The sequence below is a fragment of the Bradyrhizobium sp. SZCCHNS3052 genome (assembly GCF_032484495.1).
In the GTDB taxonomy this organism is placed as follows: Bacteria; Pseudomonadota; Alphaproteobacteria; order Rhizobiales; family Xanthobacteraceae; genus Bradyrhizobium.
Genome location: NZ_JAUETB010000001.1, coordinates 1479037 through 1495627, shown reverse-complemented (window position 1 = coordinate 1495627; position 16591 = coordinate 1479037). Strand labels below are relative to the sequence as shown.

Below are 16591 nucleotides of genomic sequence, written 5' to 3'. Positions count from 1 at the left end.
GAGTGAGCCGCGGCGGGCGGTAGACGCTATCCGTCAATGTTCGCCGCTGCTGTTGACTTGGCGCGCCGCGGCGGCTTTCTAGCCCTGTCAAGCTGATCCCTGCCGGACGGATCGAGAGGGCTCTTCCGGGAGCGCGGTCCGCGGTCGGGCATCAGTCCGAAAACAGCCCAAGCACCAACAGCTTGCGCGAGCTTTTTCAGGTCGTGTCACAAAAGGCCCGGACGAGTTCCGCGACATCCCGAATTGGACAGCCGGCCCCGCGCCGCTGGAAATGCCATGATCGATAAGAATTATCAGCCCACCGATCTCGAAGGTCGCATGTCCCTGGTCTGGGAGGATGCCCGCGCGTTCTCCGCCGGTCGCCCCGATCGGCGCAATGCGGATCCCTTCACCATCGTGATCCCGCCGCCGAACGTGACCGGCTCGCTGCACATGGGGCACGCGCTCAACAACACGCTGCAGGACATCCTGTGCCGGTTCGAGCGCATGCGGGGCCGCGACGTGCTGTGGCAGCCGGGCACCGACCATGCCGGCATCGCCACCCAGATGGTGGTCGAGCGTCAGCTGATGGAGCGCCAGCAGCCCGGCCGCCGCGAGATGGGCCGCGAAAAGTTCCTCGCGCGCGTCTGGCAGTGGAAGGACGAGAGCGGCGGCACCATCATCAACCAGCTCAAACGCCTCGGCGCTTCCTGCGACTGGGGTCGCGAGCGGTTCACCATGGACGAGGGTCTGTCCAAGGCCGTCGTGAAGGTGTTCGTCGAGTTGCACCGTACGGGCCTGATCTACAAGGACAAGCGGCTGGTCAACTGGGACCCGAAGCTGCTGACCGCGATCTCCGATCTCGAAGTCCAGCAGATCGAGGTCAAGGGCAATCTCTGGTACCTGCGCTATCCGATCGAAGGGACGACGTTCAGCCCCGAGGATCCCACGAGTTTCATCGTGGTCGCGACCACGCGTCCCGAGACCATGCTTGGCGACAGCGCGGTCGCGGTGCATCCGGACGACGAGCGCTATCAGCACCTCGTCGGCAAGCGCGTGATCCTGCCGCTGGTCGGGCGTGAGATCCCGATCGTTGCCGACACCTATTCCGATCCGGAGAAGGGCACCGGAGCCGTCAAGATCACGCCGGCGCACGACTTCAACGACTTCGAGGTCGGCCGCCGCCATGGCCTGCCGCAGATCAGCATTCTCGACCGCGAGGGCTGCATCGCGCTGGTCGACAACGAGGACTATCTGCGCGGCCTGCCTGAGGGCTCCGAGGAGTTTGCCAGGGAGTTCCACGGCATCGAGCGCTTTGCTGCGCGCAAGAAGATCCTGGAGCGGCTGGAGTCCTTCGGCTTCCTCGAGCGCGTCGAGCCGAACACGCACATGGTGCCGCATGGCGACCGCTCCGGTGTCGTGATCGAGCCATATCTGACCGACCAGTGGTATGTCGACGCCAAGACCCTGGCGCAGCCGGCGATCGCGGCCGTCAGGTCGGGCGCGACGACGTTCGTGCCGCGCAACTGGGAGAAGACCTATTTCGACTGGATGGAGAACATCCAGCCCTGGTGCATTTCGCGCCAGCTGTGGTGGGGCCACCAGATCCCGGCCTGGTACGGGCCCGACGGCAAGGTGTTTGTCGCCGAGACCGAGGAAGAGGCGGTGTCCAACGCACTCGGCTACTACGTCGAGCAGGAGGTCATCACGGCCGAGCAGGGGCGGGAGATGGCGCTCGACCGCAACAAGCGCGACGGCTTCATCACACGTGACGAGGACGTGCTCGACACCTGGTTCTCCTCGGCGCTGTGGCCGTTCTCGACGCTCGGCTGGCCCGACGCCACGCCGGAGGTGAAGCGCTACTACCCGACCAACGTGCTGGTCACCGGCTTCGACATCATCTTCTTCTGGGTCGCCCGCATGATGATGATGGGCATCCACTTCATGAAGGAGGTGCCGTTCTCGACCGTCTACATCCATGCGCTCGTCCGCGACGAGAAGGGCGCCAAGATGTCGAAGTCGAAAGGCAACGTCATCGATCCGCTCGCGCTGATCGACGAGCACGGCGCCGACGCGCTGCGCTTCACGCTGGCCGCGATGGCCGCGCAAGGTCGCGACATCAAGCTGTCGACCCAGCGCGTCGACGGCTACCGCAAGTTCGCCAACAAGCTTTGGAACGCCAGCCGCTTCGCCGAGATGAACGGTTGCACCGTGCCGGACGGCTTCGATCCGGGCTCCGCCAAGGAGACGCTGAACCGCTGGATCGCCCATGAGGCGGCCGCCGCCACGCGCGAGGTCACCGAGGCGCTGGAGGCGTATCGCTTCAACGACGCGGCCAATGCGATCTACCGCTTCGTCTGGGACGTCTATTGCGACTGGTATGTCGAGCTCTCCAAGCCGACCCTGCTCGGCGAGGACGGCCCCGCCAAGGCCGAGACCCGCGCGATGGTGGCCTGGGCGCGCGACGAGATCCTCAAGCTCCTGCATCCCTTCATGCCTTTCATCACCGAGGCGCTGTGGGAGTCGACCGCCAAGCGCGACGGTCTGCTGACCCTGTCACCCTGGCCGCACCGCACCGACAGGCCGACGGTCGCCGAGATCGCCGCGCTGTCGGCCGCCAGCTTCGGCGACCCCCTGGTGCCGCCGCTGCTGGTCTCGTTCGACGCCGCCAGCTTCAAGGACGAGGCGGCCGAGGCCGAGATCGGCTGGGTGGTCGATCTCGTCACGTCCATCCGCTCGGTCCGCGCCGAGATGAACATCCCGCCGGCGACTCTGATGCCGCTCGCGCTCGTCGGTGCCTCCGCCGAGACGAGGGAGCGCGCACCGCGCTGGAGCGAGGTCATCAAGCGCCTTGCGCGTCTCTCCGACATCTCCTTCGCCGATACGGCGCCCGAAGGCTCCGCCCAGCTCGTCGTGCGCGGCGAGGTCGCCGCGCTGCCGCTCAAGGGCGTCGTCGATCTCGCCGCCGAGCGCACCCGCCTTGGAAAGGAAATCGCCAAGGCCGAGGCCGATATCGAGCGCGTCGACAAGAAGCTCGGCAACGAGAAGTTCGTCGCCAACGCGCCCGAGGAACTGGTCGAGGAGGAGAAGGAAAAGCGCGAGGCGGCGCTGGCGCGCAAGGCCAAGTTCCAGGAGGCGTTGTCGCGGCTTCAGGGCGCGTGACGTCGTCCTCTCTCCTTCGTCATTCCGGGGCGATGCGAAGCATCGAACCTGGAATCTCGAGATTCCGGGTCTGGTCCTTCGGACCATCCCGGAACGACGGCCGGCGGCTTAGCGCGGAAACCGCTTGCTCACGAACCTAGAGCCCTTGAGCCCGAACCGCCACGGCAGCTCGACCGCCTTGGTGATGCCGATGCGGACGCCGGTGACGATCTCTACATCCTCAGGTCGGGCGAACAGCTCGATCGGTAGAGCATCCAGCGCCAGGCCATTATGGGCGATCGTGATCCCCATCGCCTCGGTCAGCTTGCCCGGCCCCGAGCATAGTGCCTTGACATCCTCCAGCCCGCGCCGCCGCCGCATCTCGTCGATCCCGAAGGTCGGCTCGATCGCCCGGATCAGGACCGCGCTCGCCGAGCCCTCCACCTCGCAGACGAAGTTCATGCACCAGTGAATGCCGTAGGAGCGGTAGACGTAGGCGAAACCGGGCGGGCCGAACATCACCTGGTTGCGCGGTGTCGGGCCCCGGAACGAATGCGCCGCGGGGTCGGTGTGGTGATAGGCCTCGACCTCGACGATGGTCCCGCCGACGCCGTCGACCAGAAAGGTCGCCCCGATCAGCTCCGGCGCCACCGCGAGCACCTCGCGGGCGAAGAACGCCCGCGTCAGCCGCTTGGCCGTAGCATTGCGCCGGGGCCGTGAAACCCCGGGGGCTTTTGCCGGTTTTTGCGCCATTCTCAAGGAAATCCGCCGTGCTGAGCGCTGTTCCGCGCTGCCCATATCTGCCATGCCCTGGTATCCTCGGCCAGCCGGTTGCGGCGCGCCGCGGCACGGAATAGCTAGGGCGCAACAGAGGTTTGTGCGAATCCCATGGTCACCATCGTCGACATCAACGCGAACACGCCGCTGCGCCCCCGCCACCCCGAGAAGGCGAACCGGCCGGACTCGATCTCGCCGGCGAAGCCTGCCTGGATCCGCGTCAAGGCGCCGACCACCCGCGGCTACGCCGACACCCGCAACATCGTGCGCGAGAACGGCCTCGTCACCGTATGCGAGGAGGCCGGCTGCCCGAATATCGGCGAGTGCTGGGACAAGAAGCACGCCACCTTCATGATCATGGGCGACACCTGCACGCGGGCCTGCGCCTTCTGCAACGTCAAGACCGGCCTGCCCGAGGCGCTCGACGCCGGCGAGCCGGAGCACGTCGCGGAGGCGACCTTCAAGCTCGGCCTCGCCCATGTCGTCGTCACCTCGGTCGACCGCGACGATCTCGCCGACGGCGGAGCCGGCCATATCGCCGCGACCATCCGCGCCATCCGCGCGAAATGTCCGACCACCACGATCGAGGTGCTGACGCCAGACTTCCTGCGCAAGGACGGCGCGCTGGAGCAGGTCGTCGCCGCCAAGCCCGACGTCTTCAACCACAATCTCGAGACCGTGCCATCGCGCTACCTCTCGGTTCGGCCCGGCGCGCGCTACTTCCACTCGATCCGGCTGCTGCAGCGGGTCAAGGAGATCGATCCCACCATCTTCACCAAGTCCGGCATCATGGTCGGCCTCGGCGAGGAGCGCCACGAGGTGCTGCAGGTGATGGACGACCTCCGCTCGGCCGAGGTCGATTTCCTCACCATCGGGCAGTATCTGCAGCCGACGAGGAAGCACCACGCCGTGATGCGCTTCGTCACGCCGGAGGAGTTCTCCGGCTATGAGACCGTCGCCTACACCAAGGGTTTCCTGATGGTGTCGGCGAGCCCGCTCACGCGCTCCTCGCACCACGCCGGCGAGGATTTCGCCAAGCTGAAGGCCGCGCGCGAAGCCATGGCGCGCTGATCGAGACGAGATGCCGAGATTTTCCAACAAGCGGCGCGTGCCGCACACGGCCGAGCAGATGTTCGACCTCGTCGCCGATGTCGAGCGCTATCCGGAGTTCGTGCCGCTGTGCGAGAAGCTGGTGGTGCGCCAGCGCAGCCAGAAACCTGACGGCATCGAGGTCGTCGTCGCCGACATGACGGTGTCGTTCAAGCTCGTGAAGGAGACCTTCACCAGCCGGGTTACGCTGGATCGGGCCAAGCGCAACATCCTGGTCGAGTATGTCAGCGGGCCGTTCTCCAGCCTGGAAAACCGCTGGAGCTTCGAGCCCCGCGAGCAGGGCGCCTGCGAGGTGACGTTCTTCATCGCCTATGAGTTCAAGAGCCGTATGCTGGCGATGCTGATGGGCTCGATGTTCGACACCATCTTCGCGCGCATGTCGGCGGCGTTCGAAAAGCGCGCCGATGCGATCTACGGCCGCAAGCCAGCGGTGTCGTCGACGTAAGTCTTTCTCCATGTCTTCCAGTGGTAGACGATAGAGGGCGCCTCACCCTCCGTCGTCATCCCCGCGAAAGCGGGGATCCATAACCACAGGACTGCTTGTGGCGGCAGGCAGGTAACTCCGAGCTCGTCTCACCACATCTGCTGCGGCGTATGGATCCCGGGTCGGCGCCTCCGCGGCGCGTTGCGCCGCTGCGGCTTGCCCGGGATGACAGCGGAGGGTGAGGCTGGCGGCCTGCCAACTCACAGCAAGTTGCACCCACGAAGCCGTGGCCAGCGCAACTTGGCTTCAAAATCCTATCCACGCTTCAAACAGCTGCTCCGCGACATCGCCGCGGAGCCGTTCTGATCGCGGACACGTCGAGCCGCGACCGAAACCTACGCCGCCTGCACGGCGGTCAAAAAGTCCTTCACCTTGCCGCGCAGCTCGTCGGCGTGCTTGGCGAGCTGGCCAGCTGCACCCAGCATCTGCCGCGCTGCGCCGCCGGCCGATTCCACCGTCTGGCTGACCGAGCCGATGTTGGTGGCGACCTCGCGGGTGCCGCTGGCGGCCTGGCTGACCGAGCGGGCGATCTCCTGCGTCGCGTGGCCCTGCTGGTCGACCGCGGTCGCAATGGTCTTGGCGATCTCGCTGATCTGGCCGATGGTGCCGCCGATGCCCTGGATCGCAGCCACGGTGTCGCTGGTGGCGCGCTGCATCGCGCTGATGTGCGCGCTGATCTCGTCGGTCGCCTTGGCGGTCTGGCTCGACAGGCTCTTCACCTCCGAGGCCACGACGGCGAAGCCGCGGCCGGCATCGCCGGCGCGTGCCGCCTCGATCGTCGCGTTCAGCGCCAGCAGGTTGGTCTGGCTCGCGATCGCGTTGATCATGTCGGTGACCGCGCCGATCTTGGCCGCCGCGTCCGCCAGGCTGTTGACGAGGTCGTTGGTGCGCGAGGACGCCTCGACCGCCTCGGCGGCGATGGTCGAGGAGGTCGCGACCTGGCGGTTGATCTCGCTGACCGAGGTCGACAGCTCCTCGGTGGCGCCGGCCACCGACTGCACGTTGGAGGAGGCGGAGTTCGACGCCGACGCCACCAGCGCCACGCGTTGCGCGGCCTGATCCGCGGTCGTCGTCAGCGAGGCCGCCGTGGTCTCGACCTCGCGCGAGGCGCCGGAGATCGCATTGGCGATGGCGCCGACCGAGGTCTCGAAATCCTTGGCGATCCGGTCGAGCGCGCGCTTCTTCTCCTCGCGTGCGGCGACAAGGTCGGAGAGATCGCGGCGGAAGCTCATGACGTAGGTCTGGCCCTCGACCTGGGTCGGCACCAGCGTGATCTGGACCAGCGCCGGGCTGCCGTCGGCGCGCTTGGTGGTCCACTCGAACGTCGCGTGGCCTTCGCGCCTGGCCTTGGCATCCATCTCGCGCACCACGTCGGCGGAGCGCTTGCCATCGGGCTGGAACTCCGGCGCCATGGTCGCCGGCGAACGCGACAGCAGGTCCTGCTTGCTGCGGAAGCCGCCGAATCGGACCGCGGTCTCGTTGCAGGCGATGATCTTGCCGTCGGACATCACCAGGATGGCGTCGCGATGACGTTCGAACAGCTCCGTCATCAGGAGGTTATGCGTGCGATCAGCCGACTTGCCGGAGAAGAAAGCCATGGGGTCCCGAATCCACTGTCAGAGAAGAATGCGCGAGACGTAGCAGGACAAAATTAACCAAAACCTTTAGCCGTGGCGGCGCGAGCGATAATCGTCGGCGGATCGCGATCCGGCTGGTGAGGGACGGCATCCAGCGGACGAGCAGCCGCAACCTCCGCGGCGCCACCGCGCCCGGGCTCTGGCTGTCAACGAACCCTCTGAGATCACGAGGGCGCGGGGAGTGCCGGGAGCTCGCCGCCCCCATGGCCCGCCTGCGAAATAAATGCAGGCGGCAGGTACCACAGGTGCAGCCGAGACATCCCGGCATTCCCCGCGCGATGGTCTTCACGCTTATACGCAGTCTCCCCGGGGACCGGTTGTTTTGCCCCCGTGACCGGCGGATCATCATCTCCACCGGCGTGACACCAGCTTCGGGGTGTCAGGACGCTGCGACTTCACGTCCGCCAAGAGCCGTTCGTCCGCACGTCCAAGACGCGCTGCGGCCCCTCGGCGGCCATCGCCTTCCCACCTCGCGTGTCGTGACGATCGCGATACGCCCCTCGTGTCGAGGCGGGATGAGGGGAGGGAAACACGAGTTCTGGAAAATAGAAACGGCAATATTTTCGTCGGTAGGACTGGACAGTGAGTCGGACATTGAACGGATTGAGGAAATCAGTGTCTTGGCGCACGCCCTCGCGATGCGCTTTGATCGCAGCAAGGCACCGGATACGGGCTCTTCGCTATTCCGCACGCCAGCTGATTTGCCCGACGGGTCGGCTAGGATGATGCTCGACGTGGTGCCCAATGATTGGAACAATGCCGATAATGACCAACGACGAACCATCGGTCTGACCCTGCGTCAGCCAGAGAAGAAAGCAAGCAATGTCACTCTCTCATCTCTACGACGAAGCGCTCGTCTATGCGACAAGGCTGCACCGAACCCAATTGAGAAAGGGTAGCAACGTACCCTACATCGCGCATCTGCTGAGCGTCTCCAGCCGCGTGCTGTCGGCGGGCGGCAGCGAGGTGCAGGCTATCGCGGGCCTGTTGCATGACGCCGCCGAGGACCAGGGCGGGCAGGCCACGCTGGATGAGATCCGCCGGCGTTTTGGCGATGGCGTCGCCGGGATCGTCGCGGACTGCACGGATTCCTGGGTCGATCCGAAACCCGAATGGCGCCCGCGGAAGGAAGCCTATCTCGCCCGGCTGCCGCTCAAGCCGGTGTCATCGCTGCTGGTCTCGCTCGCTGACAAGGTTGACAACGCGGAAGCGATCGCGAGCGACCTTGATGAGGTCGGCGACGTCGTGTGGCAACGCTTCACCGGTGGAAGGGATGGCACGATCTGGTATTACCGCACGCTGAGCCGGATTTTCGATGAGGCTCTGCCTGGACCGTTGGCGCGGCAACTTGCGCGGACCGTCGGTGCTTTTCCGTCCTGAGCAAATTTGGGGGAGGCCGCTCGGCCTCGCATCCATTCGATGGATGACAACCTCAGATGGATCGGCTATAGAGCCGGCCATGATCACCGCCGCCACCCATCGTTTTGGTCGCATCACGCACCGTAGCTCGCTGGCGGCGGGAGGATCGCGCTCAATCTGACGATTTGCAGCATTTGATCCGAACAGCCGCCAGGGACCTGGCGGCTTTTTTGTTGCCGGCAGGTTCTTCATTTGAAGGGGAGCCCGCCATGCCGAGCACGACCGACGATCCGAGGGTCATCGCCATCGAGGAGCGTATGCTCCGCGGCGCCTCGCGATCGCCGGGGCTCTGCGCGCTCGGTCGTGATCCCTTGTCGCGCCATCCCATCTCGCCCAGGCCGGGCGCCAAGATCTACTACTTGGCGCCACCGGCTCCCCATCAAAGCTTCGCCGACCTCAAGCCCGCGTCATTGTTGCGGCTCTGGTGGGAGCGCTGGCGCGAGCGCCGCCGCTTTGCCCGGGAGTTGCCGCGGATCGCCGACGAGGTGCTGCAGGACTACGGCCTGACACGCGACGAGGCGCGGCGGCTGTGCCGGCGCCCGTTCTGGCGCGCTTGAGAGCGACGCGGCGGAACGCAGGTTCTGCCACGGATCCTACTTGCCCAGCTTCTCGGAGAAGAACCTGACGACCTGGGCGTCAAACTCTCGGTGAAACGCCGCGCGGTCGAAATCCGCAGGCGTATCAGCACAGATGCGCGGGACGGCGGCCGCGAGCTCCGCGGAGCACGGCGCGAGGAAAGCAAAATGCGCGGCGGACACGGTGTGGACCTCGGGCGTGCCGGGAAGGCTCGCGGTTACGCGGGCGGTCCCTTCCGGATCGACCCCGTTGCCGCCGAGCTCCGAGCGCCAGACCTGGAGGGGAATCTTGATGCTCGCGAGATTTGCTCGCGTGAATCCGACCGTGTGGGCGGCGTCGGCCAGCACGGCCGCCTTGATCCTCTCGTCGTGCGGCCAACTTCTGGGAAACTCGCCATTGCGGACCTGCTCGCAGAACGGGTTCTGTTGCGTGCAGTAGTGCGCCACCCTTTGAAAGTCCGGGTCGACGCCGGCGAGAACGGTTCCGGTGTAGCCACCGCGCGAAAAGCCGAAGAAGCCGATCCGGTCCGGATCAATCGCGGCTCTGCTTGTCCAATCGTTCAACATGAAATCGATCAGATGCATGATGTCCTGCGGCCGTGAGAGCCAGACCGACAGGCTGTCGCGCTGCGCCAGGTCACCGACACTGTCGCCGGGATGGTTGATCGCCGCGACGATGAATCCCGCGTCCGCCAGCGCTTCCGCAACATCGTGGTTTCCACCGATCCAGCCGCCGCGACCGTGGGACATGACGACCAATGGCAGCTTCTTGCCATTGATTGGACAATTCTTTACCCCGGGCAGTGTCTCCAGCCCTGGGATCGCGAGGCTTCCAACCGGCACGCTACCGGCGTCTGCGGCGCAAGGCGTCCAGATGATGCCGTGGAATCCGTGATCGACCTCCAAGAGCTGCAAGCCAGCGGCTTGGGCGGAGGAGGTCAGGAGCAGGAGGACGAACGAGAGGGCAGCGAATGTGCGGTCTAGCAATATGATCTCCTCCTGACATGTAGCTCGGCGCGCTCTCGCGGGGGTTGCGTCGATCAAGTTCGCGGTGCGCGATGGTCTAGCGAGCTTGTCATGCTGTCAGGAGCGCTTCGCGTCCGTCGTCGCGATGTCCTTGACGGTTCAACGCCAGCCCAAGCTTGATTCATGACAACATTGTTAAATCACGCTTTCGAGATCGTGCCGCAACTCTCCGTTTATCATCATTGCGAGGCGCACTTTCGATGCTCAATTGATCGTGCCTTCAGCGTAACCGATCAGGAGGAATTCAAAATCGGCACATTGCAGAGATAGCAACTGCGATTCGTCATCGACCACCTCGAAGCGTATTCTCTCCTGCTGCCAATGACCGATGTCCCTGACGTCCAGACGGAAACCGTCCATGCGGTCCAGGTGTCCGATCCTGACCTCGACCGCGCCGATGAAGCGCAATTCCAGCCGCGGTTCGGTTCGCGATCGATCCGTCAGGAGCACCAGCTCGACGATGCAGGTCGGTAGAACTGGATCGCGTCGCTGCGCCCGCGATGACGATGCGGCGAGAGCCGCGCGCGTCACTTCCAACTACGTCCGGGGCCGCCTCGGCCGCTTGACCGGATGCAGCCGCGGCGTGCGGGCCACGCGCGGACGTAGTCGCGTCGCCGCCGCGCGTTTCGGCTTGGCAGCGACCTGTGGCCGCGCCAGCTCCATCAGCAGGCGCAGGGCTTCCAGCACCGAGCGCGTGCGCACGGTGCTGCGGCCGATGGCGCCGAAGCGGTGTTCGCGGTGGGTGATGCGGCCGTCGCGGGCGGCGACGGCGAAATGGACCAGGCCGACCGGCTTGCCGGGGGTGGCGCCGCCGGGGCCGGCGATGCCGGTGATGGCGACGGCGAGGTCGACGTCGGCGCGCTCCAGGGCGCCGACGGCCATCTGGATCGCGGTCTCCTTGGAGACGGCGCCGAAGGTCTGCAGCGTCGAAGCCTCGACGCCGAGCATCGCGCGCTTGGCCTCGTTCGAGTAGGTGACGAAGCCGCGGTCGATGACATCAGAGGAGCCGGGGATGTCGGTCAGGGCCGCGGCGACCAGGCCGCCGGTGCAGGACTCGGCGGTCGCGATCATCAGCTTGCGCGACCGGCAGAGGTCGAGCAGCGAGCGGGCCAGCGCGCTGGTAGAGCCGATTTGACGTTCGCTGGCCATGGCTGCGTTGTCCTCATCCGACCGTCAGATCGAAAGCTCCATGAGCGGTGACAGGGTGGTGCGCCTCTAGGCGCTCCACGGCAGACGGATCGTTGCGCTCGCCGTCGCTGCGATGCCTTCCTCGCGGCCGGTGAAGCCGAGCCGCTCGCTGGTGGTGGCCTTGACCGCGATGCGCGAGATGTCGACGCCGGTGATCTCGGCGATGCGGGCGCGCATCTGGTCGCGCAGCGGGCCGATCTTCGGGCGCTCGCAGATCATCGTGACCTCGAGATTGGCGACGCGGCCGCCGCGCGCGGTCACGCGCTCGATGGCGTATTTCAAGAACTGGTCGGATGCGGCGCCTTTCCACTTCATGTCGGAGGGTGGGAAGTGCGAGCCGATGTCGCCATCGGCCAGGGCGCCCAAAATTGCATCAACCAGAGCGTGCAGACCGACGTCGCCGTCGGAGTGGGCAAGGAACCCCTTGCTATGCGGCACGCGCAGGCCGCACAGCCAGACATGGTCGCCTTCGCCGAAGGCGTGGACGTCGTAGCCGGTGCCGGTCCGGATGTCGCCGAGCTGCGCGGCAAGGCGCGCTTCCTCGCGCACGAAATCTTCCGGTGTGGTGAGCTTCATGTTGGAAACATCGCCCTCAAAGGTCGCGACGGTCAATCCCGCCCATTCGGCGATCGCCGCATCATCTGTGAACTCGGTGAGGCCGTCGCGCGCGGCGCGGCGGTGTGCCTCCAGGATCGTGTCGAACTTGAAGGTCTGCGGCGTCTGGGCGATGCGCAGCTTCGCGCGCTCCGGTGTCGCGGTGATGTCGCCGCCCGTGCCGACTTCCTTGATGGTGTCGGTGACCGGCACCACGGGAATCGCCGCACCGGTCTTGCCGGCCGCTCGAATCGCGCGCGAGATCACGGCGGGCGTGACGAACGGACGCGCGGCATCGTGGATCAGCACGATGTCGGGCTTGTGCAGCGCCAGCGCTTCCAGGCCCGCGAGCACCGAGGCCTGTCGCGTCGCACCGCCATGCGCTGGGGCCTCGTGGCGCAGGCCGAAGACGGCTGTGTTGAAGATGTCGATGTCGTCGGGGTTCACCACCGGCTGGACCACCGCCACCTCGGGGTGATCGGCGAAGGCGGCGAGCGCGCGATGGATGACCGTGCGGCCGCCGATCATGCGATATTGCTTCGGACCGCCGGCGCCGGCGCGCAGGCCACGTCCGGCCGCGACGAGAATGGCTGCAGTCCGCTGAGAAGTCGTCATGGGAACAGGGTATCGATGCTGATGAGGATGATGGGGTTCGCGGCTTCTTACATCTGCAGAAGATGTTAAGCGAGCAGGATCACACGTCGCATGAACGGCACCTGCGATCGCGACACAAGCGCCGGGATCCGCTGGCGCGTTGAGGGGGGCGCTCGCACCTGCCGCCTGCGAGCACCTTGCCGAGCCATGCAAAAATCCGGCGGCTCACGGGTTTACCATGACTGCCGAACAAGCATATTTTGCTGCACTGCACTTGAAATGCCGATCGTCTTGGCTAAAGTGTAGGCATGACGCTTGACTGCACAAGATTTGTGCTTGAGAGTGCAGCGCAGACGCGATGATGCGTCCAAAGAGCTTTAAGAGTCGTTCGTGACCGGTCCGGCCAATACACAAGCCAAAGCCTTGAAGATAGGCGACGTTTCGCTCGCCAACCGGGCCATTCTCGCGCCGATGTCGGGGATCACCGACGCGCCGTTCCGCCGACTCGCGGCCGAGCTCGGCGCCGGGCTGGTGGTGTCCGAGATGACTGCGAGCGACGATCTCGTGCGCGGGCGGTGGATATCCCGGTTGCGCTGCGAGGCGAGCGGCGTCGGGCCGCATGTGGTGCAGCTCGCCGGCTGCGAGGCGCATTGGATGGCCGAGGGCGCGAAGGTCGCCGAGGATGGCGGCGCCGAGATCATCGACATCAACATGGGTTGCCCGGCGCGGCACGTGACCGGCGGCCAGTCCGGCTCGGCCCTGATGCGCGATCTCGATCATGCGCTGACCCTGATCGAGGCGACGGTCGAGGCCGTCGATGTGCCCGTGACCCTGAAGATGCGGCTCGGCTGGGACGAGCGCAGCCTGAATGCGCCGGAGCTGGCGCGCCGCGCGCAGGCCGCGGGCGTGCAGTTGATCACCGTGCACGGCCGTACGCGGCAGCAGTTCTACAAGGGCGAAGCCGACTGGAGCGCGGTGCGCGCCGTGAAGGACGCCGTCGATCTGCCGGTCGTCGTCAACGGCGACATCACCAGCTATGAGGACGCGCGCGAGGCGCTCGACGCCTCCGGCGCCGATGCCGTGATGATCGGGCGCGGCGCGCAAGGCCAGCCCTGGCTGCCCGGCCAGATCGGCCGCCGACTCGAGGGCGGTGCGGAAGAGGGCGCGCCGGAGCTGGCGCAGCAGCTCGGTCTTCTCACCGCGCTCTATGACGAGATCTGCCGTCACTATGGCGCGCGTGTCGGCCTGCGCCACGCCCGCAAGCATCTCAGTTGGGGGCTCGACGTCGCCGCCCAGCACGCGCAAGCGCCGGCCGAAAAACTGAAGGCCTGGCGCGACCGTATCCTGACGTCCGAGCAGCCGTCCTTGGTGCATCGGGCGCTGCGTGAGGCCTTCGACGATTTTGCCTGGAGTGCAGCCGCATGAGCTCAGCCGCAGAACAGCGCAAGCGACTTCCATCGGATGGCGACGCCATCCTCAACGCCCTGCCGAATCCGGTCCTCGTCATCGGCCCGGACGGCATGATCATGGACGCCAACATGGCGGCGGAATCGTTCTTCGATTCCTCCACCCAGTTTCTGCAGCGGCAGTCGCTGAAGAAGCTGGTGCCGTTCGGCTCTCCGCTGCTGGCGCTGATCGATCAGGTCCGCACCACCAGCGCGCCGGTCAACGAGTACAAGGTCGATCTGGGCACGCCGCGCACCGGCGCCGATCGGCTCGTCGACCTGCACGTCGCGCCGCTGCCGGAGCGGCCCGGCCATATCGTGGTCATGCTGCAGGAGCGCACCATCGCCGACAAGATGGACCGCCAGCTCACCCATCGCAGCGCCGCGCGCTCGGTGATCGCACTGGCCGCGATGCTCGCGCACGAGATCAAGAACCCGCTGTCGGGCATCCGCGGCGCTGCGCAGCTCCTGGAGCAGCAGGCCTCCTCCGAGGACCGCATGCTGACCCGGCTGATCTGCGACGAGGCCGACCGCATCGTCACTTTGGTCGACCGCATGGAGGTGTTCGGCGACGACCGCCCGGTGGCGCGCGGGCCCGTGAACATCCATTCCGTGCTCGATCACGTGAAGCGGCTGGCGCAGTCGGGCTTTGCCCGCAACATCCGCTTCGTCGAGGACTACGATCCGTCGCTGCCGCCGGTGCTCGCCAACCAGGATCAACTGATCCAGGTGTTCCTGAACCTGGTCAAGAATGCCGCGGAAGCGGTCGTCGATCTCGGCTCGGATGCGGAGATCCAGCTCACCACGGCGTTCCGCCCGGGTGTGCGCCTGTCGGTGCCCGGCAAGAAGTCGCGGGTGTCGCTGCCGCTGGAGTTCTGCGTCAGGGACAACGGCCCCGGCGTGCCTGAAGACCTGATGCCCAATCTGTTCGATCCGTTCGTGACCACCAAGCCGACCGGAAGCGGCCTCGGACTTGCATTGGTCGCGAAGATCGTCGGCGACCATGGCGGGATCATCGAGTGCGAGTCGCAGCCGCGCAAGACGACCTTCCGGGTGCTGATGCCGATGTACAGCGCAACCAAACAACCAGATCAAAGCCCAAATCACAGCCATGGCGATGACGTTTCGGGGACGCCGTTGCATGCCTCACAGGGATCAAATTGAGGACCACCTATGCCTGCAGGTAGCATTCTCGTTGCCGACGACGATACGGCCATCCGCACGGTCCTGAACCAGGCGCTGTCACGCGCCGGCTATGAGGTGCGGCTGACCGGCAATGCCGCGACGCTGTGGCGCTGGGTGAGCCAGGGCGAGGGCGATCTCGTCATCACCGACGTGGTGATGCCGGACGAGAACGCGTTCGACCTGCTGCCGCGGATCAAGAAGATGCGGCCGAACCTGCCGGTCATCGTCATGAGCGCGCAGAACACCTTCATGACCGCCATCAAGGCGTCGGAGCGCGGCGCCTATGAGTATCTGCCGAAGCCGTTCGACCTGAAGGAGCTGATCGCGATCGTCGGCCGTGCCTTGGCCGAGCCGAAGGAGCGTGCGGCGAGCCAGCCCGACGACGGCGAGTTCGAATCGATCCCGCTGGTCGGCCGCTCGCCGGCGATGCAGGACATCTACCGCGTGCTGGCGCGGCTGATGCAGACCGATCTCACGGTGATGATCTCGGGCGAGAGCGGCACCGGCAAGGAGCTGGTGGCGCGCGCGCTGCACGATTACGGCAAGCGCCGCAACGGGCCGTTCGTCGCGGTCAACATGGCGGCGATCCCGCGCGACCTGATCGAGTCGGAATTGTTCGGGCACGAGCGCGGCGCCTTCACCGGTGCCAACACCCGCGCCTCCGGCCGCTTCGAGCAGGCCGAGGGCGGCACCTTGTTCCTGGACGAGATCGGCGACATGCCGATGGAGGCGCAGACGCGGCTTTTGCGCGTGCTGCAGCAGGGCGAGTACACCACCGTCGGCGGCCGCACCCCGATCAAGACCGATGTGCGCATCGTCGCCGCCTCCAACAAGGACCTGCGCATCCTGATCCAGCAGGGGCTTTTCCGGGAAGATCTGTTCTTCCGCCTCAACGTCGTGCCCCTGCGGCTGCCGCCGCTGCGCGAGCGCATCGAGGACCTGCCGGATCTCGTCCGGCATTTCTTCGCGCTGGCCGAGAAGGATGGCCTGCCGCCGAAGAAGCTCGATGCCGCGGCGCTCGAGCGGCTGAAGCAGCACCGCTGGCCGGGCAATGTCCGCGAGCTGGAGAATCTCGCCCGGCGTTTGGCCGCCCTGTATCCGCAGGACGTCATCACGGCGTCAGTCATCGATGGCGAGCTGGCGCCGCCGGCGGTGACCACCGGCTCGAACACGCCGACCTCGATCGACAATCTGGGCGGAGCCGTGGAGGCCTATCTGTCCTCGCACTTCCAGGGATTTCCCAACGGCGTGCCGCCGCCGGGGCTGTACCACCGCATCCTCAAGGAGATCGAGATTCCGCTGCTGACGGCAGCGCTGGCGGCGACGCGCGGCAACCAGATCCGCGCCGCCGATCTGCTCGGCCTCAATCGCAACACGCTGCGCAAGAAGATCCGCGACCTCGACATTCAAGTGTACCGCAGCGGTGCTTGACGGTTA

14 protein-coding genes are annotated in these 16591 nt (G+C 66.1%); 8 read left to right on the top strand and 6 right to left on the bottom strand.

What is annotated here, in order from left to right:
• Positions 1-276 precede the first annotated feature (276 nt).
• A complete protein-coding gene (locus QX073_RS06880; RefSeq protein WP_316225490.1) occupies positions 277-3141 on the top strand; it encodes a valine--tRNA ligase in 2865 nt (954 codons plus the stop codon).
• 108 nt (positions 3142-3249) lie between these two features.
• On the opposite strand, the gene QX073_RS06875 is transcribed toward QX073_RS06880, so the two are convergent.
• Positions 3250-3873 (bottom strand): DNA-3-methyladenine glycosylase, encoded by a 624-nt coding sequence (locus QX073_RS06875; RefSeq protein ID WP_316225489.1) that lies wholly within the window; start codon positions 3871-3873, stop codon positions 3250-3252.
• Positions 3874-4008: 135 nt separating this feature from the next.
• On the opposite strand from QX073_RS06875, the gene lipA reads away from it, so the two are divergent.
• Together lipA and QX073_RS06865 are read left to right on the top strand one after the other, a co-directional pair.
• Positions 4009-4968, top strand: a complete 960-nt coding sequence (gene lipA / locus QX073_RS06870; RefSeq protein ID WP_315751113.1) for a lipoyl synthase — start codon at positions 4009-4011, stop codon at positions 4966-4968.
• Positions 4969-4978: 10 nt separating this feature from the next.
• Positions 4979-5452: a type II toxin-antitoxin system RatA family toxin gene (locus QX073_RS06865; RefSeq protein WP_316225488.1), complete on the top strand. Its 474-nt coding sequence runs from the start codon at positions 4979-4981 to the stop codon at positions 5450-5452.
• Positions 5453-5826: 374 nt separating this feature from the next.
• On the opposite strand, the gene QX073_RS06860 is transcribed toward QX073_RS06865, so the two are convergent.
• Positions 5827-7089, bottom strand: coding sequence for a methyl-accepting chemotaxis protein (locus QX073_RS06860; RefSeq protein ID WP_315711879.1), 1263 nt, complete (start codon positions 7087-7089; stop codon positions 5827-5829).
• An 861-nt stretch (positions 7090-7950) separates the two neighbouring features.
• On the opposite strand from QX073_RS06860, the gene QX073_RS06855 reads away from it, so the two are divergent.
• Together QX073_RS06855 and QX073_RS06850 are read left to right on the top strand one after the other, a co-directional pair.
• Positions 7951-8508 (top strand): HD domain-containing protein, encoded by a 558-nt coding sequence (locus QX073_RS06855; RefSeq protein WP_315751115.1) that lies wholly within the window; start codon positions 7951-7953, stop codon positions 8506-8508.
• Between the two features lie 248 nt (positions 8509-8756).
• Positions 8757-9104, top strand: coding sequence for a DUF1127 domain-containing protein (locus QX073_RS06850; RefSeq protein WP_315827591.1), 348 nt, complete (start codon positions 8757-8759; stop codon positions 9102-9104).
• Positions 9105-9140: 36 nt separating this feature from the next.
• Here the strand turns inward: QX073_RS06850 and QX073_RS06845 are convergent, their stop codons facing one another.
• From QX073_RS06845 to QX073_RS06830, 4 genes are all read right to left on the bottom strand, one after another.
• The gene (locus tag QX073_RS06845; RefSeq protein WP_316225487.1) at positions 9141-10028 is read right to left on the bottom strand and encodes an alpha/beta hydrolase family protein; all 888 of its coding nucleotides are present in this window, start codon (positions 10026-10028) and stop codon (positions 9141-9143) included.
• 324 nt (positions 10029-10352) lie between these two features.
• The gene (locus QX073_RS06840) at positions 10353-10685 is read right to left on the bottom strand and encodes a hypothetical protein (RefSeq protein ID WP_315827593.1); all 333 of its coding nucleotides are present in this window, start codon (positions 10683-10685) and stop codon (positions 10353-10355) included.
• The gene (locus tag QX073_RS06835) at positions 10686-11297 is read right to left on the bottom strand and encodes a CinA family protein (protein WP_315711887.1); all 612 of its coding nucleotides are present in this window, start codon (positions 11295-11297) and stop codon (positions 10686-10688) included.
• Between the two features lie 66 nt (positions 11298-11363).
• Positions 11364-12545, bottom strand: a complete 1182-nt coding sequence (locus tag QX073_RS06830; protein ID WP_316192953.1) for a bifunctional 2-C-methyl-D-erythritol 4-phosphate cytidylyltransferase/2-C-methyl-D-erythritol 2,4-cyclodiphosphate synthase — start codon at positions 12543-12545, stop codon at positions 11364-11366.
• A 450-nt stretch (positions 12546-12995) separates the two neighbouring features.
• Here QX073_RS06830 and dusB point away from each other — a divergent pair, with 450 nt between their 5' ends.
• The 3 genes from dusB to ntrC are packed head-to-tail and all read left to right on the top strand — an operon-like array spanning position 12996 to position 16585.
• Positions 12996-13949: a tRNA dihydrouridine synthase DusB gene (gene dusB / locus QX073_RS06825; RefSeq protein ID WP_315712620.1), complete on the top strand. Its 954-nt coding sequence runs from the start codon at positions 12996-12998 to the stop codon at positions 13947-13949.
• On the top strand, positions 13946-15133 hold the full coding sequence (locus tag QX073_RS06820; protein WP_315751120.1) for a nitrogen regulation protein NR(II): 1188 nt from the start codon (positions 13946-13948) through the stop codon (positions 15131-15133). Before dusB ends, QX073_RS06820 begins: the two co-directional genes overlap by 4 nt.
• A 9-nt stretch (positions 15134-15142) precedes the next feature.
• Entirely contained in the window at positions 15143-16585 is a 1443-nt protein-coding gene (gene ntrC, locus QX073_RS06815; RefSeq protein ID WP_315711890.1) for a nitrogen regulation protein NR(I), read from the top strand.
• The last annotated feature ends 6 nt before the right edge of the window (positions 16586-16591 follow it).